Below are 24,158 nucleotides of genomic sequence, written 5' to 3'. Positions count from 1 at the left end.
CGCGCTGCTGCCGACTCCTTGATCGACGGGGGGCGTGGGTTCGGCGGGTCGGGGCGGGAATTGGGGTCCGGGTGTGCTAATGCGGCGGTGATCCGGGATCGCGGCCGGGTCCGGTAAAGTGACCGACGGTCTTCGCCAGGCGGTGCCCCCCGGGCGCCGGCGGGGACCGCCGCCGGATCGTCCAACGGCGAGCCGGGGAACCGCCACCGTGGGGTGAATCCGCGCCAGCGGTGGCGAGCGTTCCATCGGCGAACCCGTCAGCTGACGTGGTAGGCGGCCAACGGAAGGAACGGCTTTGATCGGCAAGAGGCTCACCCCCCGGCACCGGGCCCTGGCCCCGGTCGTGGCGCTCTTCACCGCCGTGGCGTTCCTCGTCGGGGCGCCCGGCGTCGCCGGTGCCGCCCCCAACACGCCGCCCAACGAGGGCGGCAGCAAGACCCTGCGCGCCAAGCTCGAGGCGGCGGCCAAGGGGCACATCGAGGCGAAGGCGAAGCTGGCCAACTCGAAGAAGCGCCAGCTCGAGCTCGGGGTGGAGCTCAAGCGGCTGGAGCAGCGGCTCGCGGCGCTCAATGTGCAGATGGCCGCGGTCGCGGACAAGTCGTACCGGCTGGGGCGGGTCTCCGCGTTCGCCGTGCTGCTCAACAGCGCGTCGCCGGACGCGTTCATCGAGCGCGCCGCCGGGCTCGAGACGCTCGCCCAGCGCGACGGCCGGCAGCTGCGGGAGCTCACCGAGACGCGCCAGCAGGCGAGGCGGGCCAAGACGGCGATCGACAACGAGGTGCGGGAGCAGCAGAAGCAGGAAAAGGTCATGGCGCGCAAGAAGCGCGACGCCGAGATCGCGCTGGCCTCCGTCGGCGGCGGCGCGGCCGGGGGTTTCATCAACCCCAACTCGCCGCTGGCCAAGCCCGCGCCGCGCAACTCGGACGGCTCGTGGCCGAACGAGTCCTGCACCATCGACGACCCGACCACCTCCGGCTGCCTCACCCCGCGCACCCTGCACGCGCTCAAGCAGGCCCAGGCCAACGGCTTTAACCACCACGTCTCCTGCTTCCGCAGCGGCGGCGGCGGTGAACACCCGAAGGGACGGGCCTGCGACTTCGCCGCCGCGCAGGGCGGGTTCGAGGACGTGGCCGCGTCCGGATCCGACAAGACGTACGGCGACAACCTGGCGTCGTTCTACATCAAGAACGCCGACCGCCTCGGCGTCATGTACGTGATCTGGTACCGCCAGATCTGGATGCCCGGCACCGGGTGGCGCTCCTACAGCGGCGGCGGCAGCCCGGCCGGCGACCACACCAATCACGTCCACCTGTCGATGGTGTAATCCGCCGACCGCGTCCCCGCGCTGCGTACCATCGCAGCGATGGAGACTCCACCGGCCGACGCGGTCGTCGATGTCCGCCCGCTGCCCGACCGGCTCGCGGCGGCGCTGGTCTTCCTGTCCAGCGGGGCCGTGCTGGTGCTCGAGATCGTCGCGCTGCGGCTCGTCGGCCCGTACGTCGGCGTCACGCTGCAGACCAGCAGCTCGGTGATCGGCGTGGCGCTGGCCGCGATCGCGTACGGCGCCTGGACGGGCGGCTGGCTCGCCGACCGGCGCGACCCGCGGCCGCTGCTCGGCCCGGCGCTGGTGCTCGCCGGCATCGCGACCGCGCTCACCCTGCCGATCGTCCGGTACGCCGGCGAGGTGCTGCGCGGCGGCGCCGCCGGCGCCGTCCTGCTGCTCACCGCGCTCGCCGTCTTCGTGCCGGCCGCGCTGCTCTCCGCCGTCACGCCGCTCGTGGTCAAGCTGCAGCTCGGCGACCTGGCCAGCACGGGTCGGGTCGTGGGGCGGCTGTCGAGCATCGGCACGCTGGGCGCGATCACCGCGACCCTCGGCACCGGATTCGTTCTCGTCGCCGCGGTGCCGAGCAGCGTGACCATGGTCGGCCTGGGTGTGCTGCTCGGGGTGTCCGGCATCGCGCTCGGCGCGTACCTGCGGCGGCGCGACCGGCGTCCCGCGGCGGCGGCGCCGCCCCGGACCCGCGTCGTCGCGGCGCTGCTCGGGCTCGTCGCCGCCAGCCTCGCCGCGGTCGTGCCCACCCCGTGCGACGTCGAGACGGAGTACGCCTGCGCCGCCGTCGCCGCCGACCCGCAGCGCCCCGGGGGCCGGGTGCTGCTGCTCAACTCGGCCCAACACTCGTACGTGGACCTCGACGACCCGACGCACCTGGAGTTCGCGTACACGCAGTGGATCGGCGCGGTCGCCGACGTCGTGGCGCCGCCCGGGCAGCGGCTCGACGCGGTGCACCTCGGTGGCGGCGGCTTCACCGTCCCGCGTTACCTGACCGCGACCCGGCCCGGGACCGTCAACACGGTGTACGAGATCGACGGCGAGCTGGTGGCGCTGGGCCGTCGCGAGCTCGGCGTGCGCGACAGCCGGGAACTGCGGGTGGGCGTCGGGGATGCCCGGCTCCTGGTCGCCGGGGCGGCCACCGCCAGTGCCGATCTCGTGGTCGGCGACGCCTTCGGGCACCTCGTCGTGCCGTGGCACCTGGCCACCCGGGAGATGATGGCCGAGGTGCGGCGGGTCACCCGCCCGCAGGGCGTGTACGTGCAGAACGTGATCGACTATCCGCCGCTGCGGTTCATCCGGGCGGAGCTCGCCACCGTGGCCGCCGAATTCCCGCACGTCGCGCTCGTCGCGCCGCCCGCCGCGCTGGCGGAGCGGACCAGCGCCAACTTCCTGATCGTCGCCGGGTCCGCGCCGCTGCCGATGGACGCGCTACGCGCCCGGCTGGACGGGGTCGACGAGCCGGTGACCCTGCTCGCCGGGCCCGAGCTGACCCGTTTCATCGGCGACGCGCGCCCGCTGACCGACGACTTCGCGCCGGTCGACCAGTTGCTCGCGCGCCCCTAACGGTCTTTTCCGAGCGTCACTGACCGATTTCGCCAGCGGAGGTGTAGCTGCGCGAACATCGGGCATTTCCTGGGCATGGGTGGCGTGGACAGCGGCGCCGAGTTGCTCGGCGAGCGGTACCGGCTGGTCGAGCGGCTGGGCACCGGCGGGATGTCGGTGGTGTGGCGCGGGTACGACGAGGTGTTGGGCCGGCAGGTGGCGATCAAGGTGCTCGCCCCGCGGCTCGCCAGCGACCGCGTCTTCCGGCAACGGCTCCGGGTCGAGGCCCAGGCGGCCGCCCGGCTCTGCCACCCGCACATCACGAACGTGTACGACTACGGCGAGACGGTGATCGACGGCGCCCCCGTGCCGTACGTCGTGATGGAGCTGATCGACGGCCTCTCGCTGGCGACGCGGCTGGGTCGGGACGGGGCGCTGCCGTGGCGGGACGCGGCGGTGGCCTGCGCGGAGGTGGCCTCGGCGTTGGCCGCGGCGCACAGTCGCGGCGTCGTGCACCGCGACGTGACGCCGGCCAACGTCATGCTCACCAGCGCCGGCGCGAAGGTCGTCGACTTCGGGATCTCGGCGCTGGTCGGCGAGAGCGACGTCGGGCCGGACGGGAACCTGCTCGGCACGCCCGCCTACCTCGCGCCGGAGCGGCTCAACGCCGGCCAGGTCTCCACCGCCACCGATGTGTACGCCCTGGGGCTCCTGCTCTACCGGGCGCTGACCGGGCGGCTGCCGTGGCAGGCCGCGTCGGTCACGCAGATGCTCCACGCCCACCTGCACGCCGACCCCGGCCCGCTGCCGCCGGTGCCCGGCCTGCCGCTGGAGGTGGCCGAGCTGTGCCGGCGCTGCCTGGCCAAGCACCCGGCGGACCGGCCGACCAGCGCCCAGGTCGCCCGCACCCTGGCCGACGCCGCCGGCGTCGCGGTGCTGCTGCCGGGCTCCCCGCTGCCGGTCGCCGGCCGCCCGCCGGCCGAGGCGGCCGCCGGCACGACGATCCTGCCGTGGACGACCTCGACCGACGCCATTCCGCTGCGCACGCGGCGACGCGCCCGGAACTCGTCGCGCCCGTCGTGGGTGCGGCGGCGCATGCAGGCGGTGACCGTCGGCGTCGGGGTGATGCTGGTGGCCGGGCTGCTCTGGACGGTCAGCGGGCGCACGCCCGCGAACGGCGGGGAGCAGGCGCAGGCGGCGCCGCCCGGGATGGGCGCGGCGGCGCAACCGTCGGTGCCGTGCCGGGTGCGGTACGCGTTGCGGAAGGACTCGGGCAGCGGCTTCGAGGCCGCCGTGACCGTGACGAACACCGGCCGCGCCCCGATGACGGACTGGCAGCTCGACTTCGACTTTCCGGGCACCCAGACGGTGACCGGCAGCGACCAGGCCCAGTGGGAGCAGCGGGAGCGCACGGTGACGTTGCGGCCCACCGCCGGCGACCCGCTCGCCGCGAACGGCTCGGTGACGCTGGCGCTGGCCGGCGCGTACCGGGGCAGCAACCCGCTGCCGGTGGAGTTCGACCTGGACGGTCGGGCCTGTGCGGTCGAGGTGGCCGGGGTGGCGGGTACACCCGCGCCGAAGGGCGGGGTCGCGGCCGGCTCCCGGGCCGCGTCGAAGCCGGCGCCCATCACCCAACAGCCCGCGCCCCAACGGAAGGCCGGCCCGGACGATGACCGCGACAAGAAGCCGAAGAAGCCGGAGGGCAAGCACGGCAAGGGCCGCGGCGACCGCGACTGACCGGCGCCGTCAGGTCGTGGCGGCGAAGCGCTGCACCTGGTCGGTCGTGCCGGCCACGATCAGCAGCCCGTCGGACGGGACGACGGTCTCCGGACGGGCGTACACGAAGTCGTCGCCGGGCCGCTTCACGCCGACCACCGTGACGCCGTAGCGGGCCCGCAGCCCGACGTCCTGCAGCGACCGCCCGACCGCCTCGCGCGGCGCGCGGGTCTTGGCGATCGCGAAGCCATCCTCGAACTCGATGAAGTCCAGCATCCGGGTCGTGATCAGGTGCGCGACCCGGTCGCCCATCGCGGCCTCGGGATAGATGACGTGCTGCGCGCCGACCGCGGCGAGGATCTTGCCGTGCTTGACGGAGACGGCCTTCGCCCAGATCTCCGGGACGCCGATCTCCGCGAGCGTCAGCACCGTCATGACGCTGGCCTCGATGTCCGTGCCGATCCCGACGACCGCGCGAGAGAACTCCTGAACCCCGATCTGCCGCAGCGCGTCGCTGTCGGTCGAGTCGGCCTGCACCACGTGCGTCAGCCGGTCGGCCCATTCCTGCACCAGCCGCGCGTCCTCGTCGATGCCGAGCACCTCGTGCCCGAGCCGCACCAGCGAGTCGGCGATCTGGCTGCCGAACCGGCCCAGCCCGATCACCACGACGTTGTCCGGGTCCCTGCCTCTGTCAGCCAACGATGGGCCGTCCTTCCGCATATCGGTACCGCCGGGTCTGGGTGTTCAACGCCAGCGCCGCGCCCGTCGCGATCGTGCCGACCCGGCCGATGAACATCAGGAGTACGAGGAGCAGCTGCGCGGCCGGCGGCAGCGTCGGGGTGAGCCCCATGCTCAGCCCGACGGTGGCGAACGCCGACGTCACCTCGAACAGGGCCCGTTCCAGCGAGACGCCGTCGGTCAGCGCGATCAGGGCCAGCGTGCCGGTGGCGACCAGCGCGATGCCGAGCAGCGCCACGGTGATCGCCTGCCGCTGTGTCGCCTCGCCCACCCGCCGGTTGCCGACCACCACGTCGGGATCGCCGCGGATCTCGGCCCGGATCACGTACGCCAGCAGGAAGAACGTCGTCACCTTGATGCCGCCGGCGGTGCCACCGCTGCCGCCGCCGATGAACATCAGGGCGGTCGTGACCGCGGTGGTCTCGCTGTTCATCGCCGCGTAGTCGACGGTGTTGAAGCCGCCGGAGCGTGGCATCGCGCTCTGGGTGAGCGCGGCCAGTAGCTTCGTCGGCAGATCGAGCGCCCCGAACGTGCGCGGGTTGCTCCACTCGAAGGCGAGCATCACGACGAAGCCCGCCACGAGCAGCACCACCGAACCCCACACGGTGAGCCGGGTGTGCGTCGACCAGCACGCCGGCTTCCGCAGCTCGCGGGCCAGCTCGAAGAGGACCGGGAAGCCGAGCCCGCCGGCGATCACGCCGACGGTGATCGGGACGCAGATCCACCAGTCACTGACGAATTGCACGAGGCTGTCGCTGTGCAGCGCGAAGCCGGCGTTGTTGAACGCCTGCACCGCGTGGAAGACCCCCTCCCACACGGCCCGCCCGATCGGGTAGTCGTAGCGGGTCGCGAGCCGTACGGCGAGCACCGCCGCGATGGCCGTCTCGAAGACGAGCATGGTCAGCGCGACCCGTCCGAGGATCCGCCGTACGTCGCCGAGCTGCAGGTTGGTCTGCTCGGCCTGCGCCATCAGCCGGCTGCGCAGCCCGAGCCGCTGCGTCACCAGCAGACCGAGCAGGGTGGCCATCGCCATGATCCCGAAGCCGCCGATCTGGGTCAGCACGGTGATCAGGACGTGCCCGAAGGTGGACCAGTAGGTCGGGGTGTCGACGACGTTCAAGCCGGTGACGCAGACCGCGGAGGTCGCGGTGAACAGCGCGGTGACGAACGGCGCGCGGCCGGGCTCGGCCCGCGCCGCCGGCAGCATCATCAGCAGAGTGCTGACCACGACCGCGCCGAGGAACGCCAACGGCACGATCCGCGCGGGGCGTTGCAGCAAGCGGCGCATCAGCACTGTCCTATCACGCGCGACCGCCACCGGATGCTCCCGGGCAGTTCATGATCACGTTAATCCACGGTCGCACCGGCCGTCTTGACTTCCCTGCGACGCGAAACCGACCGTGGATTTCCCGGCGTGAGGAGAAGACCGTGTTGCGACGTACCCTTCCCGCCCTCGGTGTGGCCACCGCGCTGCTGACCGCGGCCGTGGCCGTCCCGCCCGCCCCGGCCGTGGCCCGTAACGACGCCGACCGCGGGCGTCCACAGGCCGCCCCGCTGATCGTCGCGCACCGCGGAGCCAGCGGCTACCGTCCGGAGCACACCCTGGAGGCGTACCGGCTGGCGATCCGGATGGGCGCCGACTACATCGAACCGGACCTGGTGTCGACGAAGGACGGCGCGCTGGTCGCGCGGCACGAGAACGAGATCTCGGGTACGACCGACGTCGCGTCGCGGCCGCAGTTCGCCGACCGGAAGACCACGAAGACCATCGACGGCGTCCGGGTGACCGGCTGGTTCACCGAGGACTTCACGCTCGCCGAGCTCAGGACGCTGCGGGCGGTCGAGCGGCTGCCGCAGGCGCGGCCGACGAACACCGTCTTCGACGGGCGGTACGAGGTACCGACCCTGCAGGAGGTCATCGACCTCGCGAAGAGCGAGAGCCGGAAGCGGGGACGGACGATCGGCATCTACCCCGAGACCAAGCACCCCAGCTACTTCCGGTCGATCGGGCTGCCCCTGGAGGAGCCGCTGGTGCGGGTGCTGCGGGCCAACGGCTGGAGAAGCCGGAAGGACCCGGTGATCATCCAGTCGTTCGAGACCGCGAACCTCCGGGCGCTCGACAAGATGATCGACGTACGGCTGGCGCAGCTGCTCGACGCGACCGGCCGCCCGTACGACTTCACGGTCGCCGGGGACGCGCGTAGCTATGCCGACCTGGCGGCGCCGGCCGGCCTCCGCTGGATCGCGCGGTACGCCGACGGCGTGGGCGCGCAGAAGAACCTGATCGTGCCCCGCGACTCCGCCGGCCGCCTCCGGCCGCCGACCACGCTGGTCCGGGACGCGCACCGCGCCGGCCTGACCGTGCACGCCTGGACGTTCCGGGCCGAGAACCAGTTCCTCCCGGTCGACTTCCGGCTCGGCGCCGGCCCGAACGCCCGCGGCGACATCACCGCCGAGTACGAGCTCTTCTTCTCCCTCGGCATCGACGGCGCCTTCTCCGACCACCCCGACACCGCGGTCTCCGCCCGCGCCGCCCGGTAACCCACGACCGCGCCCGCCCTGCACGGTGCCGCGCGGGGTCTGGGTGCATCTGTTGTTGCTCCGGCGACAACAGATGCACCCACACCCCTGTGGGAAGTCCCACGGGGCGGTTGTTACGCGCGGAGGGACGCCGTCTACTACTCGGGACGGCAACTTGTTGCCAATGTGGCAAGTATATGCCACAGTGGTAGGCGTGAATAACGAACTGACGCCGGAGGCGGCGCGAAACGCGCTTGTCTCCGCGGCCGCCGTGTCGGAGAAGATGCGCGCACGGGCGCGCTGGGCAAGCACGAAGCTCGCAATCTTCGGCATCGGTATCGGCCTGGTCGCGGCCACCGTTGGTCTCGTCGAGTCGAAGGCGGTAGGGGCGGCGGTGTTCGCGGGGTGGATCGCGCTGGTCGTGGGAATGACGATCTGGGAGCGGGGTCGCCTCGCCCACCTGGCCGGCACCCGGCAGCGCATCAACCCGTACTGGATCGGAAGTTTCGCCTGCTACGGCGTGGCACTCGCCGTGGGCACCGGCGAGCTGTCCGGAGTGCCGATGTACTGGATCCCCGCCAGCGTGATCGTCGCATTGCCCATGCTCATCGGCGCGTTGCGGGAGCGACGGGCATGACTGACGAACGGGATGGCGATGGCGGCGAGGGTGCCGGACCGATCCACCCGCGCCGCGATCTGGATGACCTGCTGACACACGCGGTCCGATTCTCGATCGTCGCCGCGCTCGCCGGCGTCGAGAAGGCCGAGTTCGCCGCGGTGCGCGACACCGTGGAGATCAGCGACGCCACGCTCTCCAAACAGGCAGCGCTGCTGGAGAAGGCGGGCTACGTCCGGGTGGAGAAGGGGCGAGTCGGTCGCCGCCCGCGCACCTGGCTTTCGCTCTCCGACGAGGGAACGGCGACTTACGCCCGGCACGTCGCCGCGCTGCGGGCCATCGCCGGCCTTGCCGGCTGACCGGTACGGACCCGCAAGGGGAGGGCAACATGTTCCGATGTGAGTCGACGGCGGTCGACGCGACGGGTCGGGCGGGCCGATGAGCACGGAATCTCCTCGGGTAACTGTCTACACCCGGCCGGGATGCCCGTACTGCTTCGTCCTGCGGCGCGGGTTGCGGCGGTACGGAGTGGCCTTCTCCGAGGTGAACATCTGGCGCGACCCGGCTGCGGCGGCGGCCGTGCGTGCCGTCGCCGACGGCAACGAAACCGTCCCGACTGTCGAGGTGGGCGGGCGGTGGTTGGTCAACCCACGCGCCCGACAGGTCCGGGACCTTGTCGCGGGCCAACACGGTTAGCCACTCCGGGCGAGCCGGCCCGCCGCATATCCCGGCACCTGTCCGTTCAGGCCATCCGATCACCGTCACTTATGGCGTGGGTCCACATAGCCCGTGCCCTCCGTCACTCCTAGCGTGAGCCGACAACGAGTTCCCTCCGAGTTGCTCCAGTGGAGTCGCAATGACGGTTAGGACTTCGCGGCGGGTGTTCGTCACCGCCGCCACGACGATGGCCGCGGCGCTCGCCGTCGCGGCGTGTGGCAGCCCGCAGGAGAGCGCCTCGGGCGGCGGCGACGCCCCCGTCAAGGTCGGCCTGGTGTACTCCCAGTCCGGGCCGCTGGCCACCTACGGCAAGCAGTACATCGAGGGCTTCAAGGCCGGCCTGGACTACGCCACCAAGGGCACCAACAAGATCGGTAACCGTACGGTGGAGGTCACCGAGGTCGACGACGCCGGTGACCCGGCGAAGGCGGTCTCGGCGGCGAAGGACCTGATCGGCAAGGGCTACAAGATCGTCGCCGGCTCGACGGCTTCCGGTGTCGCGCTGCAGGTCGCGCCGCTCGCCGCGCAGAACAAGGTGCTCTTCGTGTCCGGCCCGGCCGCGACCGACGGGGTGACCGGCGTCAACAAGTACACCTTCCGGTCCGGGCGGCAGTCCTATCAGGACGTGGTGACCGCGAGGTCGTTCATCGGCGACGCCAAGGGCAAGAAGATTGTGGTCTTCGCCCAGGACAGCGCGTTCGGCAAGAGCAACGAGGCGGCCGTGAAGGCGGTCATCGGCGGGGCCGGGGCGACCGTCACCAGCGTGCTCGCCCCGGCGAGCGCCACCGACTTCACCCCGTTCGCCAGCCAGCTCTCGGCGGCCAAGCCGGACCTGCTCTTCGTCGCCTGGGCCGGCACCACCGCGCCGGCCATGTGGCAGACCCTCGACCAGCAGGGCGTGCTGACCAGGACCACCGTGGTGACCGGGCTGGACATCCGCGCCTCCTGGCCGACCTTCGGCGCCGCCGGCACGAAGATCTCCTTCCTGTCGCACTTCTTCGACGGGGCCGCCGACAACGACGCCGCCAAGGCCGCGAAGGCCGCGGTCCCCGGTGGCGTGCTCGACCTGTTCCACCCGGACGGCTTCCACGCCGCACAGATGATCGTGCGCGCGGTGCAGGAGGGCGGCGACGACGTCGACAAGATGGTGACCGCGCTGGAGGGCTGGAGCTTCGACGGCGTCAAGGGCAAGCTGACCGTCCGCGCCGAGGACCACGCGCTGCTGCAGCCGATGTTCCAGGCGAAGCTCACCGGCAGCGGCGACCAGCTCACGGCCGAGCTGCAGAAGACGCTGCCGGCCGAGGAGAGCGCCCCGCCCGCCGTACCGATGAAGGGCTGATCGTGACGGCGGTGCTCTCGACCCGCGGCCTGAGCTGGCGGATCGGCGAGGTGGCGATCGTCGACGGTGTCGACCTCGATCTCGCGCCCGGCGAGTTCCTCGGGGTGATCGGGCCGAACGGCGCCGGGAAGACCTCGCTGTTCAACCTGATCACCGGGGTACGCCGGCCGACCGCCGGACAGGTGCTGCTGCACGGGCGGGAGATCACCGACCTGCCGCCGCACCGCCGCGCCCGCCGCGGTCTCGGCCGCACCTTCCAGGCGTCCTCGGTCTTCGGCTCGCTGTCGGTGCGGGAGAACGTGCGGCTCGCGGTACAGGCGCAGCGCGGCGGGTCGCTGCGGCTGTGGCGGCGGGCGGCGGCCGACCGCGAGGTGGTCGCCGCCGCCGACGCGGTGCTGGAGCGGGTCGGCCTCGCGCACCGCGCGGCGGCGCAGGCCGGCACGCTGGCGCACGGCGAGAAACGCAAGCTGGAGATCGCGCTGCTGCTCGCCGGCGAACCGACCGTGATGCTGCTCGACGAGCCGATGGCCGGGGTGAGCGCGGAGGACGTGCCGGAGCTGGTCGCGGTGATCCGGTCGTTGACCGGCGACACCGGGCGCTCGGTGCTCATGGTGGAGCACCACATGGACGTGATCCTGGAGCTGGCCGACCGGATCGCGGTGATGCACCACGGCGCGCTGCTGGCCTGCGACACCCCGCAGACGGTGATGGCGAACGCGGTCGTGCAGGAGGCGTACCTGGGGGAGGAGCTATGACTGCGGTCCTCACCGTGCGGGACCTGTCGGTCCGGATCGCCGGCCTGCACATCCTGCAGGGCGTCTCCTTCGACGTCGCGCCGACCGGCGTCACCGTGCTGCTCGGCCGCAACGGCGTCGGCAAGACCACGACGCTGCGCGCCATTCTCGGGCTCACCCCGCGCGGCGGCGAGGTCCGCGGTGAGATCCGGATGGCAGAGCAGCGCCTCACCGAACGCCCGACGCACCGGCTGGTCCGCGACGGGCTGGGCTACGTGCCGGAGGACCGCTGCGTCTTCGCCGGCCTCACCGTCGCGGAAAACCTGCGGCTCGCCGAGCGCCGGGGGGTCAAGCCGGCGTACGACCGGGTCTACGAGCTCTTCCCCGAGCTGCTGCGGCGTGGGCGGCAGCGGGCCGGGTCGCTCTCCGGGGGGCAGCAGCAGATGCTCGCCATCGGCCGGGTGCTGCTCAGCGACAACAGGCTGCTGCTGATCGACGAACCGACGAAGGGGCTCGCGCCGAAGGTGGTCACCGAGGTCGCCGAGGTGCTGGAACGGGTCGCCGTCACCGTGCCGGTGCTGCTCGTCGAGCAGAACCTCGCCGTCGTACGGCGGCTCGCCAGCGACGCCGTGGTGCTCGCCGCCGGCCGGGTGGCCTGGTCCGGCGACGCCGCGCGGCTGCTCGGCGAGCCCGAGCTGACCCGGTCGCTGCTCGGGGTCGGCTCGCACACCCGGGAGGTATCCGCGTGAGCACGATCGTCCTGCTGACCCTGACCGGGTTGGGGCTGGCCGCCCTCTACTTCCTGGTTGCCTCCGGGCTGTCGCTGGTCTTCGGCCTCGCCGACGTGCTCAACTTCGCGCACGGGCTGTTCCTGTCGGTCGGCGCGTACGGCACCTGGTGGGCGGCGCAGCACCTTCCGGGGGCCGGGGCGACCGGCTTCGGCTTCGTGCTCGCGGTCGCGTTCGGGGTGGTCGCGGGCGCGGTGGTCGCCGCGCTGGTCGAGCTGGTCATGATCCGGCCGCTCTACTCGCGCACCATCGAGCAGGTTCTGGTCACCGTCGGGCTCTCCCTGGCCGGGGTGGCGCTGCTGCAGGCGACCTGGGGCGCCGATCCCCGTCCGTTCCCGCGTCCGGCCTGGACGCAGCGGGTCACCGATGTGCTCGGCGCGAAGGTGCCGAACTCGGGGCTGCTGCTGATCGTCGCGGCCGCGGCCGTGCTCGCGGCGATCCTGCTCTTCCTGCGCTACACCCGGTACGGCCTGGTGATCAGGGCCGGCGTGGAGAACCGCGAGATGGTCACCGCGCTCGGCATCGACGTCCGGAAGGCGTTCACGCTGGTCTTCGCGATCGGCGGGGCCGCCGCGGCGCTGGCCGGCGCGCTCGGCGGCGTCTACTTCGGCTCGGTCTCGCCCGGCCAGGGCGGCTCGTTGCTGATCTTCGCGTTCATCGTGGTGGTGATCGGCGGGATGGGCTCGGTCGTCGGCTCCGCGTACGCGGCGGTCGCCGTCGGGCTGCTGCAGCAGTTCGTGAACTACTACGGCACCTCGGGAGCCGGGGACGTCTGCGTGGTCGCGCTGCTCGCGATCGTGCTGCTGCTCCGACCGCAGGGGATCGCCGGAAAGGCGGCTACGGCATGACGGATCTGGACGTGGCGCCCGCGCCGGCGGCCACCGCCGCCCCGGCCCGGCCGCACCGGTGGGCGGCGCTGCGGCCGTGGACGCCGCTGCTGGCGCTGGCGCTGGCCGCCGTGCTGCCGTACTCGACGCTGCAGCTGCCGGGGGTCTTCGACGGGCCGGTCAACTCGCCCGGCACGCTGCATCTGCTCGCCGTCTGTCTGATCTTCGGCGCGCTGGCGGCCGGCTACGACCTGCTCTTCGGCCGCACCGGGCTGCTGTCGTTCGGGCACGCGCTCTACTTCGCGGCCGGTGTCTACGGCACCGACATCCTGGTGACCAGGGCGGGGCTGCCGCTGTGGCAGGCCGCGCTGCTGGCGCTGACCGGCGGCGCCACGCTCGCCGCGCTGCTCGGCGCGGTGGCGCTGCGCACCGCCGGGATCGCGTTCGCCATGGTCACGCTGGCGTTCGCCCAGGTCGGGGCGATCCTGGTGGCCCGTGACTTCGGCGGGTTGACCGGCGGGGAGGAGGGGCTGCCGCTCGACGTCGCCGGGGTGCCCGCGGTGTTCGTCGGGGTGACGAACACGGTCAACCTCTACTGGCTGGCGCTGGCGTACCTGGCGCTGGTGGTCTTCGTGGTGCACCGGGTCTCCGCCTCGCCGACCGGGCGGGTGCTCGCCGGGATCCGCGACGACGAGCGGCGGATCGGCGTGCTCGGACTGGATCCGTACCGGTTCAAGCTGGTGGCCTTCACCCTCTCCGGGGCGCTCGCCGCCGGCGGGGGAGTGATCTACTGCCTGTTGGTCGGCGGCGCGTCGCCGCACATCACCTCCTCCGAGCTGACCCTGTCGCTGCTGGTGATGGTGGTGCTCGGCGGGCCGGCGACCCGGTGGGGCCCGGTGATCGGCGGGATGCTCTACATGTACCTGGACCACCGGCTGACCGCGTTCGGCTCCTCGTCGACCGTCGACGCCCTGCCCAGCGTGCTGAGCGGACCGCTGTCGCAGCCGCTCTTCGTGCTCGGCACGGTCTTCATCCTGGCGGTCTACTTCTTCCCCGGCGGCCTGGCCGGCCTCACCACCCGGCTGGCCACCCTCCGCCGCGCGCTCTCCCGCCGCTGACCCGCCAGCGCTGTGCAGCGTTGATCAAGGGATCGGCAGCCGGAATCGCCCCTCCGGTCCCGCCGATCCCTTGATCAACCCGCAGTGGGGGGTGCGGCGTGAGCGGGGGGTGGGCGGTGTGTGGCGAGGTAGCATCGCGGGGTGCCTTACCTGCGCGCGGTGGCCGTGCGATGAGCGAGCGTGATCCGGCAACCGACCGGGGCGCGGTGCGCGAGCGGGCCGAGGCGGTGCTGCGGCGGCTGGCCGGCGAGCACGCGCGGCTGCGCGACGACCAGTGGCGGGCGATCGAGGCACTGGTGGTCGACAAGCGTCGGGTGCTCTGCGTGCAGCGCACCGGCTGGGGCAAGTCGGCGGTCTACTTCGTGGCCACCGCGTTGTTGCGGCAGAGCCCCGCGACCGGCCCCACGGTGATCGTGTCGCCGCTGCTCGCGCTGATGCGTAACCAGGTGGAGGCGGCCGCGCGGGCCGGGATCCGCGCCCGCACGATCAACTCCGCCAACCTCGACGAGTGGGACGAGATCACCACCGAGATCCACGGCGGCGAGGTCGACGTCCTGCTGATCAGCCCGGAGCGGCTCAACAACCCCGACTTCCGGGACACCGTGCTGCCGAAGCTCGCCGCCACCACCGGGCTGCTCGTCGTGGACGAGGCGCACTGCGTCTCGGACTGGGGTCACGACTTCCGGCCCGACTACCGGCGACTGCGTACCTTCCTGGCGAACCTGCCCGCCGGCACGCCGGTGCTGGCGACGACGGCGACCGCCAACGAGCGGGTGACCACCGACGTGGCGGAGCAGTTGAGCGGCGGCGAACAGACCGAGACGCTGGTGCTGCGCGGTCCGCTCGACCGCGAGTCGCTGCGGCTGGCCGTACTCGAGCTGCCGACCCCGGCCCACCGGCTGGGCTGGCTCGCCGACCACCTCGACCGGCTCCCCGGCTCGGGCATCGTCTACACCCTCACCGTGGCCGCGGCGACCGAGACGGCCGACTTCCTCCGCTCGCGCGGCTACGCGGTCGCCTCCTACACGGGCCAGGCCGAGGACGCCGACCGGCGCGGCGCCGAGCAGGACCTGCTGGACAACAAGATCAAGGCGCTGATCGCGACCTCGGCGCTGGGCATGGGCTTCGACAAGCCGGACCTCGGCTTCGTCGTGCACCTGGGCGCCCCGCCCTCGCCGATCGCGTACTACCAGCAGGTCGGCCGGGCCGGGCGCGGCGTCGAGCACGCCGAGGTGCTGCTGTTGCCGGGCGCCGAGGACCAGGCGATTTGGCGGTACTTCGCGTCGCTGGCCTTCCCGCCCGAGGAACAGGTCCGGTCCGTGCTGGCCGCGCTGGAGCAGGCCGGCCGCCCGCTGTCGACGCAGGCCCTCGAACCCATCGTCGACCTGCGCCGGGCCCGTCTGGAGCTGATGCTCAAGGTGCTCGACGTGGACGGCGCGGTGAAGCGGGTGCGCGGCGGTTGGATCGCCACCGGCGAGCCGTGGGTCTACGACGTCGCCCGGCTGCGGCGGGTCGCCCAGGCGCGCACCGCCGAGCAGCAGGCGATGCGGGAGTACACCGGCGCCATCGGCTGCCGGATGGAGTACCTCCGGAGCTGCCTCGACGATCCCGGCGCCACCCCGTGCGGGCGTTGCGACCGGTGCGCCGGCCCGCGGTTCGACGCGGAGGTCTCGGCTCCGGCGCTCGCCGCCGCGCAGGCGTTCCTCGGCCGCCCCGGCGTGGAGGTGGCGCCGAAGAAGCTCTGGCCCACCGGGCTGGAGGCGGTGGGCGTACCGCTGCGCGGCAAGATCTCGCCGGCCGAGCAGGCGCTGCCGGGCCGGGCGGTCGGGCGGCTGTCCGACCTCGGCTGGGGCGCCCGGCTGCGCGCGCTCGTCGGCCCGGACGCGGCCGACGGGCCGCTGCCGGACGACGTGGCGAGCGCGGTGGTCGAGGTGCTGAAGGCGTGGGCGCACGGCGACGGCCCGTGGCCGACGCGGCCGGTCGGGGTGGTCGCCGTCGGATCGCGGCAACACCCGCGGCTGGTCGCGAGCCTCGCGGAGCGGATCGGGACGATCGGCCGGTTGCCGCTGCTCGGCACGGTCGCGCCGACCGGCCACGCCCCGTCGCCCGGTGGCGGTGCGCGCGGCAACAGCGCGCAGCGGGTACGCGCGCTGCACGGCGCGTTCGCGCTGCCGGGCGAGCTGGCGGCGGCGATGTCGGGGCTGTCGGGTCCGGTGCTGCTCGTCGACGACCTGGTCGACTCCGGCTGGACGATGGCGATCGTCGCCCGCGAACTCCGCCGGGCCGGCGCACCCGCGGTGCTCCCGCTCGCCCTCGCCGTCGCCGGCTGACCCGGCGTGGTCGACGCGGGTCAGCCGGGGCGGCCGTAGCCGTAGACGGGCTGGAAGTTGACGGCGTTGAGGCGGACCGATTGGCCCTCCTGGGGGGCGTGGATCATCATGCCGGCGCCGACGTACATGCCCACGTGGTGCAGGTCGCCGTAGTAGAAGATCAGGTCGCCGGGTTGCAGCTCCGGGCGGCTGACCCGGGTCACGCTCGTCCACTGCCGCTGGGAGCTGTGCGGCAGCCTGATGCCGGCCGCGGCCCACGCCGCGGACGTCAGCCCCGAGCAGTCGTACGCGCGCGGGCCCGCCGCGCCCCACCCGTACGGCTTGCCGAGTTGCGCGTACGCGAACTTCACCGCGGTGGCCGCGGCGCCCGGCGGCAGGTCGGGCAGGCGGTGGCCCACCGCCCGTGGGTCGGTGGCGACCTGCACGGTACGGCCGTCGCGCAGTCGGACGAGCCGGCTGAGCTCCGCTTCGACCTGCTTCTTCTTGGCGGTCAGCCGTTGCTGCTGCGTCCGCTGCCGGTCGGCGAGCCGCTGCGCGGCGGTGCGGGCGGCGTCGAAGCGGAGTCGGCTGGAGTTGAGTCCGGCGATCGCCTGCCGCTGGTCGCGGCTCAGCCGGTCGAGCACCAGCAGGTAGTCGAGGAAGCCCTGCGCTGACTCGCTGTTCAGCGCGGCGGCCATCGGGCGCAGCCCGCTGGAGCTGCGGTACGTGTTCGCGGCGAGCGCCCCCACCTGGTGCCGCCGCGCCGCCAACTGCTGCTCCAGCGGCGCCATTTTCGCGTCGAGGGCGGTCGCCTGGCGCTGGGTGGCGCGCATGTCCTCGCGCAGGTCGTTGTACTGCTCGACGACGACTTCCAGCTCCCGGCTGGCCTGGTTGATCCGGCGGTCGAGTTCGGCGGCGGAGGGTTCGGCGGCGGCCGGCCCGGACAGCAGGGCGGCGGTGAGGGCGGCGGCGACGAGGGTGGCGGCGCGGCCGGCGTGGGGGAAGATCGGCACGACCGGATAACGACCGATTGGCGACAAAGGCCACGCCCCGCCGTGCCCATGGTCGGGAAATACGGCTGGGGGGTATGCTCGCCGGATGACCGCACAGGAGCAGGCCGCGGACGCCGGCACCGCCGAGCAGCACGGCGCGTACTGGTACGCGGCCGACAAGCAGGCCCTCCTCGGCCGGCTGCGCCGGATCGAGGGGCAGGTCCGCGGGCTGCACCGGATGATCGAGCAGGACACCTACTGCATCGACGTGCTGACGCAGATCTCCGCGGCGACCCGCGCCCTCCAGGCGGTCGCGGTCGGGCTGCTCGAGGGGCACATCGCGCACTGCGTGACGGAGGCGGCCAAAGACGGCGGCGACCCGTCCGCGAAGGTGAAAGAGGCGTCCGAGGCCATCGCCCGCCTCGTCCGCTCCTAGGAGGCCCGCCGATGTCCCTGCCCGACGCCGCCACCGTCCCGCCGCCGGCGCCCGTGCCGCCGCGTCCGCCGGTCGACCGTGCCACGCTGCGGCTCGCGCTCGTCGTCGGCGGGCTCGTGATCGCCCTGATCGCCGGCTTCGGGCTCGGCCGCGTGGTCGACCCCGCACCCGCGTCGGCCCCGCCGGCCGGCGGCGACCAGGCCGCCGACCACACGCACCCGCCCGGCACCGCCCCGCACGAGCACGGCGCCGGCGCGGGGGCCGCCGGCCGGACCGGCGCCGACCCGGTCGGACTCAGCCTCAGCGCCGCCGGGTACACGCTGGCGCCGACCGCCACCCAGCTGGCGGCGGGGGCCCGGCAGGACTTCCGGTTCCGGATCGTCGGCCCGGACGCCAAGCCGGTGACCACGTTCGCGATCGTGCACGACAAGCCGCTGCACCTGATCGTCGCCCGCCGCGACCTCTCCGGCTACCAGCACCTGCACCCCACGATGGCGCCCGACGGGACCTGGAGCGTGCCGCTGACCCTGCCGCAGCCGGGCGTCTGGCGGGCGTACGCGGACTTCACCGTGAACGACGCGACCGGCGGGCAGACCGAGCTGACCCTCGGGGTCGACCTGGCGGCCGCCGGGACGTACGCCCCCCGCCCGCTGCCCGCGCCCGCCCGTGAGGCGGCGGTCGACGGGTTCACCGTCGGGTACGAGGGGACGCCCCGGGTCGGCGCGGTCGCGCCGCTGCTGTTCCGGGTGTTCCGCGACGGCGCCCCGGCAGCGGGGCTGGAGCGCTACCTGGGGGCGTACGGCCACCTGGTGGTGATCCGCGAGGGCGATCTGGGCTACGTGCACGTCCACCCCGAGGCGCAGCTCAGCGACGGGGCGGTGAAGTTCTGGCTCGCCCTGCCCGGCCCCGGCCGCTACCGGATGTTCTTCGACTTCCAGGTGGCCGGCGAGGTGCGGACGGCGGAGTTCACCGCCGTCGTCCCGTAGCGGGGGAGGGTCAGCCGGCCCGGCGGACCGGGCGGCGGGCCAGGTACCGCAGCAGGTCGCGGATCAGCTTCTTCTCCGGCGCCGGCACCGCCGGATCGGCCAGCCGGGCCAGGATCACCCGTACGTCCGCGTCCACCGACGACGGTGGCTCGGCCCGGCGCTGCGCGGGCGGCGACTCCGGCAACCCGAGCGCGCGGACCGCGGCGGACAGGGGCACGTCCAGTGCCCGGCAGAAGTCGCGCACCTTGGCGAGCTCCGGGTAGTCGTGCCAGTCGCCCGCGAGCCACCGGAACACGGTGGACCGCCCGACGCCGGTGTGCGCCGCCAGATCGCTGACCGTCCAGCCCCGTTCGTTCTTGGCGTCGTCGATCGCGCGGCGGACGAATCGCGCGAACGCCGCCTGCGGCGAGTCCGGGGACGCCATCATCCGTCGATGTCCTTCCACGATTCGCGGTCACCTGAGGGTAGTACCGGGAATCAGTGACATACCCTGACCGATCGACCGATGAGTCCCGTTCGCGGGACTGCCTATTGTAAGGCCGTCCGCGCGACCGGCACCCGCCTCCGGGCAACCGGTGCCGGTTCATCGCCAGGGCCGGCCGTCAGCCGCGGCCGCGGGGGTGTCGGTGCGGGATCCCGCTGGCTGGGGGGCAGCGGGAACCCGCATTGACAGAACTCGTCCCGTCACCAACCGGCTACGTCCACTATGCTCGTCGCTTCGACGGGCCGATCGCTTCCGACGCCCCACTGACTCCCACGCCCCACGTGACGAGGACCTGATGGCCGCTCTCGCTTCCCCCGTCCCGCACCGGCCCGGCGCCGTCAGCCTCTTCTTCGTGGCCAAGGCCGCGGTCTTCGCCGCAGGCTTCTGGACCTGGCTGCTGATCCTGGTGGTCAACGGGCGCGAGCCGTCCGGGCTGCACGTGCTGGCCGGCGCCGGGGCCGTCACGACCACGCTCGTCGCCGTCGTGCTCGGGGTCCGGATGGCGCTGCAGCACAGCGCCGCGGAGCGGCACGCGGAGCTCAAGCGGTTGCTGGTGGACATCTCGTGGAACGCCTTCACCGCGGCAGGCAACGCCGCCGGTCCCGGCAACGTCGTGCCGTTCCCGACCGCCGCGGAGCAGCCGGGCCCGACCGCGCGGCGCTCCGGCGACGGCGATTAGCGCGGGGACGACGATCACCGCGGGGACGACCGCGATCACGCCTGGGGACGGCGATCAGGGTGAATCCGCGAGCAGGGTGTGCAGCCGGGGCGTCACGCCCCAGGCGGTGACCAGGGCGTCGTACTCCGTCCGCTGCTGCGCGGTCGGCTCGGCGTCACCGCGCCGGGCACGCAGCAGCAGGTTGCGCGGGGTGTGCTCGGAGCCGACGAACTCCACCACGTCGACGCGGTAACCGCGCAGCCGCAACAGCGCCGCCCGCAGCGAGTCGGTGAGCACGTCGGCGAAACGTTCCCGCAGGATTCCCTGGGCGGTGAGCAGGCTGTACGGCTCCGGGGCGGGGTTGCGCCGCAGCTGGGCGGCGATGTCGTGGTGGCAGCACGGGGCGGCCAGCACCCAGCGGGCCCGCCACCGCACCGCCCGGGCGAGCGCCTCGTCGGTGGCGGTGTCACAGGCGTGCAGCGCGAGCACCAGGTCCGGCGCGGGGTCGACGTGCGCGTCCAGGATCGTGCCGGCGACGAAGCGCACCCGGTCGCCGTACCCGAGCTGCTCGGCGAGCGCGGTGTTGCGCCGCCGCTGGTCCTCACGGACGTCGACCCCGGTCACCTCGACGTCCAGACCGCGTTCGGAGAGATAGCGGTACGCCGCGAACGTCAGGTACGCGTTGCCGCAGCCGAGATCCACCACGCGCAGCGGCTCGGCGCGGGCCTCGGTGAACACCGTCTCCGGCAGGGTCGCGGCCAGTGCCCGCAGGAACGCGTCCACCTGGCGGCGCTTGGCGGCGTTCGCGCCGATAGCGGCGAAGAGCGGGTCGCCGGGGTCCAGCAGGTAGTTCTTCTCCCGGTCGTGCGTCGTCGTCGTCGCGACGCGCCCCGCCGTCGAACGGTGCACCTGGGCGTCGCCCTTCTTCGTCACCCGGACCTGCACCGTCGAGGTGGCGGTCTCGACGTGCCAGTTGCCGAACGGCTCCGCCAGCAGCGCGTCGACCGCTTCCTCCGCCTCCACCCCGGGCGTCACGTTGCGGGTGTGCGGGCGCGCGCCGTCGTTTGTCACGATCTGCAGCCGCGGGCCGGCCTTCAGCGTGACCGGCCGCAGCTCGGCCCGGACGGAGGCGGGCGTGGCGTTGCGTCGGCGTCCGGCGGCGACCGCACGGGTGAGCGCGGGATCGAGGAGCAACGCGCGTACCTCGGCGAGCGCGTCGGTGAGCTGTTCCGGCATACCTACATGATCCGGGTTTCGCCGACCGCCATGTTCCAGAGGTCGTCGCGCGGCCGCCCGGCGGCCTCCCACGCCCTGGTCGCCCGCTCCACCGGTTCCAGCAACGGCTCCGCCGAGAGCACGAACGTGCCCCAGTGCATGCTCGCCATCCGGCGCGCCCCGACGTCGAGGCACGCCTGCACGGCCTCCTCCGGGTTGAGGTGGACGGGCTTCATGAACCAGTTGGGCTCGTACGCGCCGATCGGTAGCAGCGCCAGGTCGATGCCGGGATAGCGGTCGGCGATCTGGCCGAACCAGTGGCCGTACCCGGTGTCGCCGGCGAAGTAGATGCGGGTGCCGTCGTCGGCGGTCAGCACCCAGCCGCCCCAGAGGCTCTTGTTGGTGTCGGTGAGGGTGCGTCGACTCCAGTGGTGCGCCGGCACGAAGTCGAACCGCACCCCGCCCGCGGTCGACCCGGCCGGCGCGATCTCGCGCGACTCCCACCAGTCGAGCTCGGTCACGTCCCGGAAGCCGCGCCGCCGGAACCAGCCGGCCAGCTTCGCCGGGACGAGCACGGGCGTGGCGCGGGGCACCCGGCGGATGGTGGGCGTGTCGAGGTGGTCGTAGTGGTTGTGGCTGATGACGACGGCGTCGATGCGGGGCAGGGACTCCCACGGCACCCCGACGGGGGTGACTCGCGGCCGTACCCCCGGGATCTTGTCCGACCAGACCGGGTCGGTGAGCACGGTCAGGCCGCCGATCTGGATCACGTACGTCGCGTGTCCGACCCAGGTCACCATCGTCTGCCCGGCGTCGGCGCGCGGTAGCGCGGGTGGGCGGGCGACCGGGATCCGGGCCGCCTCGCCCAGGTCGCCGCGCGGCCCGAGCTCGCGGAACATCTGGAACAGCTCGCGGAAGGTGGGCAGCGGCGCGGTCAACCTGTCGTTGAAGTTGTCCGGCCAGTTTCGCCCGTCCCGGGCGGTTCCGGGCTGGTCGGGCGCCTTCGGAAGCTTGAACATCCTCACCTCCTCGCGTTCGCCCTTCTCAGCCTATCCGCGTGGCCGCTCGTCGACGCCACCACGACTCAGCCGCGGAGGGCGCCAGCGAGGGTGTGACCGTCGACTCGTCCTCGTTCGACAGTCGGGTCAGGACGGTGAACCTACGCTCCACTCCAGTTGTGGCCCGGCACGAGCCCCCTTTCGGGGCTCATGTCCGGGCCACAATCGCGCTGTCGCGCAGAGGTCAGCTGTCCGCGGCGGTCGCCCCGCCACGCGAGCCCCGGCCACCGCGCCGCCGGCGGCGGCGCGGCTTGGCGCCGCCCTCGCCGGCCTCCGCCGCGCCGACCTCGGCCGCGGCCGAGACGTCCGGCGTCGCGCCGCCGGCCTCGCCGGCGACGACCTGCCCGGCCCGGCGGCGTCGCCGCTGCCGGGGCGGCCGCTCCGACTCCTCGCCCGCCTCCGCGGCGGACTCGGGACGCGGCGCGCCCTCGTCGTCGGCGCGCTGCCGGGAGCGGGGACGGCGTGCGCCGCCATCGCCGCGGCGTCCGCCGCCCTCGCCGCGCCGGCCACCGCGCGGACGCCCGCCGAGGTCCTCCTCGACCTCCGCCGCCAGCCCGGCGCGGGTGCGCTCGGCGCTCGGCAGCGTGCCCGAGACGTCGGTGGGGATGTCGAGGTCGGTGTAGAGCCAGGCCGAGGTGTGGTACGTCTCCGGCGGCTCCGGCAGCTCCAGCCCGAGCGACTTGTCGATCAGCCGCCAGCGCGGCATGTCCTCCCAGTCGACGAAGGTGACCGCGACGCCGGTGGCGCCGGCCCGGCCGGTGCGGCCGATCCGGTGCGTGTACGTGTCGGGGTCCTCGGGGCAGTCGTAGTTGATGACGTGCGTGACGCCGGAGACGTCGAGGCCGCGGGCCGCCACGTCCGTCGCGACCAGTACGTCGATCTTGCCGGCGCGGAACGCCCGCAGCGCCCGCTCCCGGGCGCCCTGGCCCAGGTCGCCGTGGACCGCCGCGGCCGCGAAACCGCGGAAGTCGAGGTCCTCGGCGACGCGGTCGGCGGCGCGCTTGGTGCGGGTGAAGATCATGGTGAGGCCCCGCTCGTGCGACTGCAGGATGCGCGCCACGATCTCGATCTTGTTCAGCGGGTGCGTCCGGTAGACGACCTGCTTGGTGAGCGGGGACGGGCCGGTCTCGGCGGTGTGCCCGGCGTGGATCGTCACCGGCTGGCGCAGGAAGCGCCGGGCCAGCGCGACGATCGGGTCGGGCATGGTGGCGGAGAAGAGCATGGTCTGCCGGTCCTCCGGCAGCATCGCCAGGATCTTCTCGACGTCGTCGAGGAAGCCGAGGTCCAGCATCCGGTCGGCCTCGTCGAGCACCAGCGCCCGGACCCGGTCCAGCCGCAGGTGCTTCTGCTTGGCGAGGTCCATCAGGCGCCCCGGCGTGCCGACCAGGATCTCCACGCCGTTGCGCAGCGTGTCGATCTGCGGCTCGTACGCCACGCCGCCGTAGATCGGCAGCACCCGCACGCCGCGGGTCTTGCCGGCCGCCGCGAGGTCCTTGGCGACCTGCAGGCCGAGCTCGCGGGTCGGTACCACGACCAGCGCCTGCGGCAGGCCGTCGCCGCCCTCCGCGGGGGCGAGGACCCGGTCGATCAGCGGGATGCCGAAACCGAAGGTCTTGCCGGTGCCGGTCGGCGCCTGGCCGATCAGGTCGGTGCCGCGCAGCGCGATCGGCAGCGCGTACTCCTGGATGGCGAACGCGTGGACGATGCCGATCGCGGCCAGCGCCTCGACGGTCTCCGGACGGGCGCCGAGCTCGGCGAAGGTGGGTGTCTCCGGGCGCACCGGCGCCCGGTCGGCCGGCTGCTCGCCGGCCTGTGTGTCGTTCGTTGTGGTCATAGGGTGTTAGGGGTGCCCTCTCGTGGTGCGCCCCGTGATCCCAAGGGCGCGTCTTCGGTATGGCGCGGGCCACACGCGATCTATGGATCGCGGGCCGCACGCGCGTCGCGGGGAAGCGGTTAAATGATCTCGACGCCCGCGGCAACTCCCACCATCTTACCCGACCCGGCAGAATACGGCCCCACCTCGTCATCGGCC

23 protein-coding genes and 1 riboswitch are annotated in these 24,158 nt (G+C 73.3%); of the genes, 16 read left to right on the top strand and 7 right to left on the bottom strand.

Annotation, left to right across the window (positions count from 1 at the left end):
* The first annotated feature begins 160 nt into the window (after positions 1-160).
* A riboswitch (cyclic di-AMP (ydaO/yuaA leader) is annotated at positions 161-292 on the top strand.
* Positions 293-298: 6 nt separating this feature from the next.
* From BLW47_RS12015 to BLW47_RS12005, 3 genes are all read left to right on the top strand, one after another.
* Positions 299-1,324, top strand: coding sequence for a VldE C-terminal domain-containing protein (locus tag BLW47_RS12015; RefSeq protein WP_091555843.1), 1,026 nt, complete (start codon positions 299-301; stop codon positions 1,322-1,324).
* A 39-nt stretch (positions 1,325-1,363) separates the two neighbouring features.
* A complete protein-coding gene (locus BLW47_RS12010) occupies positions 1,364-2,896 on the top strand; it encodes a fused MFS/spermidine synthase (protein WP_091555529.1) in 1,533 nt (510 codons plus the stop codon).
* A 75-nt stretch (positions 2,897-2,971) separates the two neighbouring features.
* Entirely contained in the window at positions 2,972-4,612 is a 1,641-nt protein-coding gene (locus tag BLW47_RS12005) for a serine/threonine-protein kinase (protein WP_091555527.1), read from the top strand.
* Between the two features lie 9 nt (positions 4,613-4,621).
* Here BLW47_RS12005 and BLW47_RS12000 read toward each other — a convergent pair whose 3' ends face one another.
* Both BLW47_RS12000 and BLW47_RS11995 read right to left on the bottom strand, forming a co-directional pair.
* On the bottom strand, positions 4,622-5,290 hold the full coding sequence (locus BLW47_RS12000) for a potassium channel family protein (RefSeq protein WP_425435385.1): 669 nt from the start codon (positions 5,288-5,290) through the stop codon (positions 4,622-4,624).
* On the bottom strand, positions 5,283-6,617 hold the full coding sequence (locus BLW47_RS11995) for a TrkH family potassium uptake protein (RefSeq protein ID WP_091555842.1): 1,335 nt from the start codon (positions 6,615-6,617) through the stop codon (positions 5,283-5,285). The genes BLW47_RS12000 and BLW47_RS11995 overlap by 8 nt, the downstream gene beginning before the upstream one ends.
* A gap of 143 nt (positions 6,618-6,760) precedes the next feature.
* Between BLW47_RS11995 and BLW47_RS11990 the strand changes: the two genes are divergently transcribed.
* From BLW47_RS11990 to BLW47_RS11945, 10 genes are all read left to right on the top strand, one after another.
* Positions 6,761-7,870 carry a glycerophosphodiester phosphodiesterase gene (locus BLW47_RS11990; protein ID WP_091555839.1) on the top strand — a complete coding sequence of 370 codons (1,110 nt, stop codon included), beginning with the start codon at positions 6,761-6,763 and terminating at the stop codon, positions 7,868-7,870.
* A gap of 193 nt (positions 7,871-8,063) precedes the next feature.
* Positions 8,064-8,486, top strand: a complete 423-nt coding sequence (locus BLW47_RS11985; protein ID WP_091555523.1) for a hypothetical protein — start codon at positions 8,064-8,066, stop codon at positions 8,484-8,486.
* Positions 8,483-8,824, top strand: a complete 342-nt coding sequence (locus BLW47_RS11980; protein WP_091555521.1) for a winged helix-turn-helix domain-containing protein — start codon at positions 8,483-8,485, stop codon at positions 8,822-8,824. The genes BLW47_RS11985 and BLW47_RS11980 overlap by 4 nt, the downstream gene beginning before the upstream one ends.
* Before the next feature lie 79 nt (positions 8,825-8,903).
* On the top strand, positions 8,904-9,161 hold the full coding sequence (locus tag BLW47_RS11975; RefSeq protein WP_091555519.1) for a glutaredoxin family protein: 258 nt from the start codon (positions 8,904-8,906) through the stop codon (positions 9,159-9,161).
* 160 nt (positions 9,162-9,321) lie between these two features.
* Entirely contained in the window at positions 9,322-10,521 is a 1,200-nt protein-coding gene (locus BLW47_RS11970) for a substrate-binding domain-containing protein (protein ID WP_091555517.1), read from the top strand.
* A gap of 11 nt (positions 10,522-10,532) precedes the next feature.
* Positions 10,533-11,276, top strand: a complete 744-nt coding sequence (locus BLW47_RS11965) for an ABC transporter ATP-binding protein (protein WP_091555837.1) — start codon at positions 10,533-10,535, stop codon at positions 11,274-11,276.
* Positions 11,273-12,004, top strand: coding sequence for an ABC transporter ATP-binding protein (locus BLW47_RS11960; RefSeq protein WP_091555515.1), 732 nt, complete (start codon positions 11,273-11,275; stop codon positions 12,002-12,004). The genes BLW47_RS11965 and BLW47_RS11960 overlap by 4 nt, the downstream gene beginning before the upstream one ends.
* Positions 12,001-12,891: a branched-chain amino acid ABC transporter permease gene (locus BLW47_RS11955; protein ID WP_091555513.1), complete on the top strand. Its 891-nt coding sequence runs from the start codon at positions 12,001-12,003 to the stop codon at positions 12,889-12,891. Before BLW47_RS11960 ends, BLW47_RS11955 begins: the two co-directional genes overlap by 4 nt.
* The gene (locus tag BLW47_RS11950) at positions 12,888-13,988 is read left to right on the top strand and encodes a branched-chain amino acid ABC transporter permease (RefSeq protein ID WP_091555511.1); all 1,101 of its coding nucleotides are present in this window, start codon (positions 12,888-12,890) and stop codon (positions 13,986-13,988) included. Before BLW47_RS11955 ends, BLW47_RS11950 begins: the two co-directional genes overlap by 4 nt.
* Before the next feature lie 170 nt (positions 13,989-14,158).
* Positions 14,159-16,318, top strand: a complete 2,160-nt coding sequence (locus BLW47_RS11945) for a RecQ family ATP-dependent DNA helicase (RefSeq protein ID WP_091555510.1) — start codon at positions 14,159-14,161, stop codon at positions 16,316-16,318.
* Between the two features lie 20 nt (positions 16,319-16,338).
* Here BLW47_RS11945 and BLW47_RS11940 read toward each other — a convergent pair whose 3' ends face one another.
* Positions 16,339-17,310 (bottom strand): C40 family peptidase, encoded by a 972-nt coding sequence (locus BLW47_RS11940; protein WP_091555509.1) that lies wholly within the window; start codon positions 17,308-17,310, stop codon positions 16,339-16,341.
* An 85-nt stretch (positions 17,311-17,395) separates the two neighbouring features.
* On the opposite strand from BLW47_RS11940, the gene BLW47_RS11935 reads away from it, so the two are divergent.
* Positions 17,396-17,725: a metal-sensitive transcriptional regulator gene (locus BLW47_RS11935; RefSeq protein WP_091555508.1), complete on the top strand. Its 330-nt coding sequence runs from the start codon at positions 17,396-17,398 to the stop codon at positions 17,723-17,725.
* 11 nt (positions 17,726-17,736) lie between these two features.
* Complete coding sequence (locus tag BLW47_RS11930) at positions 17,737-18,711, top strand: hypothetical protein (protein ID WP_245736588.1); 975 nt, start codon at positions 17,737-17,739, stop codon at positions 18,709-18,711.
* A gap of 10 nt (positions 18,712-18,721) precedes the next feature.
* Here BLW47_RS11930 and BLW47_RS11925 read toward each other — a convergent pair whose 3' ends face one another.
* A complete protein-coding gene (locus BLW47_RS11925) occupies positions 18,722-19,135 on the bottom strand; it encodes a helix-turn-helix domain-containing protein (RefSeq protein WP_091555833.1) in 414 nt (137 codons plus the stop codon).
* Between the two features lie 355 nt (positions 19,136-19,490).
* On the opposite strand from BLW47_RS11925, the gene BLW47_RS11920 reads away from it, so the two are divergent.
* Complete coding sequence (locus tag BLW47_RS11920) at positions 19,491-19,874, top strand: hypothetical protein (RefSeq protein WP_091555507.1); 384 nt, start codon at positions 19,491-19,493, stop codon at positions 19,872-19,874.
* Between the two features lie 54 nt (positions 19,875-19,928).
* On the opposite strand, the gene BLW47_RS11915 is transcribed toward BLW47_RS11920, so the two are convergent.
* The 3 genes from BLW47_RS11915 to BLW47_RS11905 form a co-directional block, all read right to left on the bottom strand.
* Positions 19,929-21,089, bottom strand: coding sequence for a class I SAM-dependent methyltransferase (locus BLW47_RS11915; protein ID WP_091555505.1), 1,161 nt, complete (start codon positions 21,087-21,089; stop codon positions 19,929-19,931).
* Between the two features lie 2 nt (positions 21,090-21,091).
* Positions 21,092-22,087: an MBL fold metallo-hydrolase gene (locus tag BLW47_RS11910; RefSeq protein ID WP_091555503.1), complete on the bottom strand. Its 996-nt coding sequence runs from the start codon at positions 22,085-22,087 to the stop codon at positions 21,092-21,094.
* Positions 22,088-22,310: 223 nt separating this feature from the next.
* Positions 22,311-23,960: a DEAD/DEAH box helicase gene (locus BLW47_RS11905; RefSeq protein WP_091555502.1), complete on the bottom strand. Its 1,650-nt coding sequence runs from the start codon at positions 23,958-23,960 to the stop codon at positions 22,311-22,313.
* Between the last annotated feature and the right edge of the window lie 198 nt (positions 23,961-24,158).

The organism is Micromonospora pattaloongensis (genome assembly GCF_900107255.1).
Classification (GTDB): domain Bacteria; phylum Actinomycetota; class Actinomycetes; order Mycobacteriales; family Micromonosporaceae; genus Micromonospora_I; species Micromonospora_I pattaloongensis.
This window is presented reverse-complemented; position numbering and strand designations above follow the sequence as displayed.

What these genes read in the sequence shown, in the direction of transcription:
- BLW47_RS11945 (WP_091555510.1), top strand. Translation starts at nt 14,159, where the DNA reads ATGAGCGAGCGTGATCCGGCAACCGACCGGGGCGCGGTGCGCGAGCGG.
- BLW47_RS12005 (WP_091555527.1), top strand. Translation starts at nt 2,972, where the DNA reads ATGGGTGGCGTGGACAGCGGCGCCGAGTTGCTCGGCGAGCGGTACCGG.
- BLW47_RS11975 (WP_091555519.1), top strand. Translation starts at nt 8,904, where the DNA reads ATGAGCACGGAATCTCCTCGGGTAACTGTCTACACCCGGCCGGGATGC.
- BLW47_RS11920 (WP_091555507.1), top strand. Translation starts at nt 19,491, where the DNA reads ATGGCCGCTCTCGCTTCCCCCGTCCCGCACCGGCCCGGCGCCGTCAGC.
- BLW47_RS11905 (WP_091555502.1), bottom strand. Translation starts at nt 23,960, where the DNA reads ATGACCACAACGAACGACACACAGGCCGGCGAGCAGCCGGCCGACCGG.
- BLW47_RS11925 (WP_091555833.1), bottom strand. Translation starts at nt 19,135, where the DNA reads ATGGCGTCCCCGGACTCGCCGCAGGCGGCGTTCGCGCGATTCGTCCGC.
- BLW47_RS11915 (WP_091555505.1), bottom strand. Translation starts at nt 21,089, where the DNA reads ATGCCGGAACAGCTCACCGACGCGCTCGCCGAGGTACGCGCGTTGCTC.
- BLW47_RS11930 (WP_245736588.1), top strand. Translation starts at nt 17,737, where the DNA reads ATGTCCCTGCCCGACGCCGCCACCGTCCCGCCGCCGGCGCCCGTGCCG.
- BLW47_RS11935 (WP_091555508.1), top strand. Translation starts at nt 17,396, where the DNA reads ATGACCGCACAGGAGCAGGCCGCGGACGCCGGCACCGCCGAGCAGCAC.
- BLW47_RS12010 (WP_091555529.1), top strand. Translation starts at nt 1,364, where the DNA reads ATGGAGACTCCACCGGCCGACGCGGTCGTCGATGTCCGCCCGCTGCCC.
- BLW47_RS11960 (WP_091555515.1), top strand. Translation starts at nt 11,273, where the DNA reads ATGACTGCGGTCCTCACCGTGCGGGACCTGTCGGTCCGGATCGCCGGC.
- BLW47_RS11950 (WP_091555511.1), top strand. Translation starts at nt 12,888, where the DNA reads ATGACGGATCTGGACGTGGCGCCCGCGCCGGCGGCCACCGCCGCCCCG.
- BLW47_RS11910 (WP_091555503.1), bottom strand. Translation starts at nt 22,087, where the DNA reads ATGTTCAAGCTTCCGAAGGCGCCCGACCAGCCCGGAACCGCCCGGGAC.
- BLW47_RS11970 (WP_091555517.1), top strand. Translation starts at nt 9,322, where the DNA reads ATGACGGTTAGGACTTCGCGGCGGGTGTTCGTCACCGCCGCCACGACG.
- BLW47_RS11980 (WP_091555521.1), top strand. Translation starts at nt 8,483, where the DNA reads ATGACTGACGAACGGGATGGCGATGGCGGCGAGGGTGCCGGACCGATC.
- BLW47_RS11995 (WP_091555842.1), bottom strand. Translation starts at nt 6,617, where the DNA reads ATGCGCCGCTTGCTGCAACGCCCCGCGCGGATCGTGCCGTTGGCGTTC.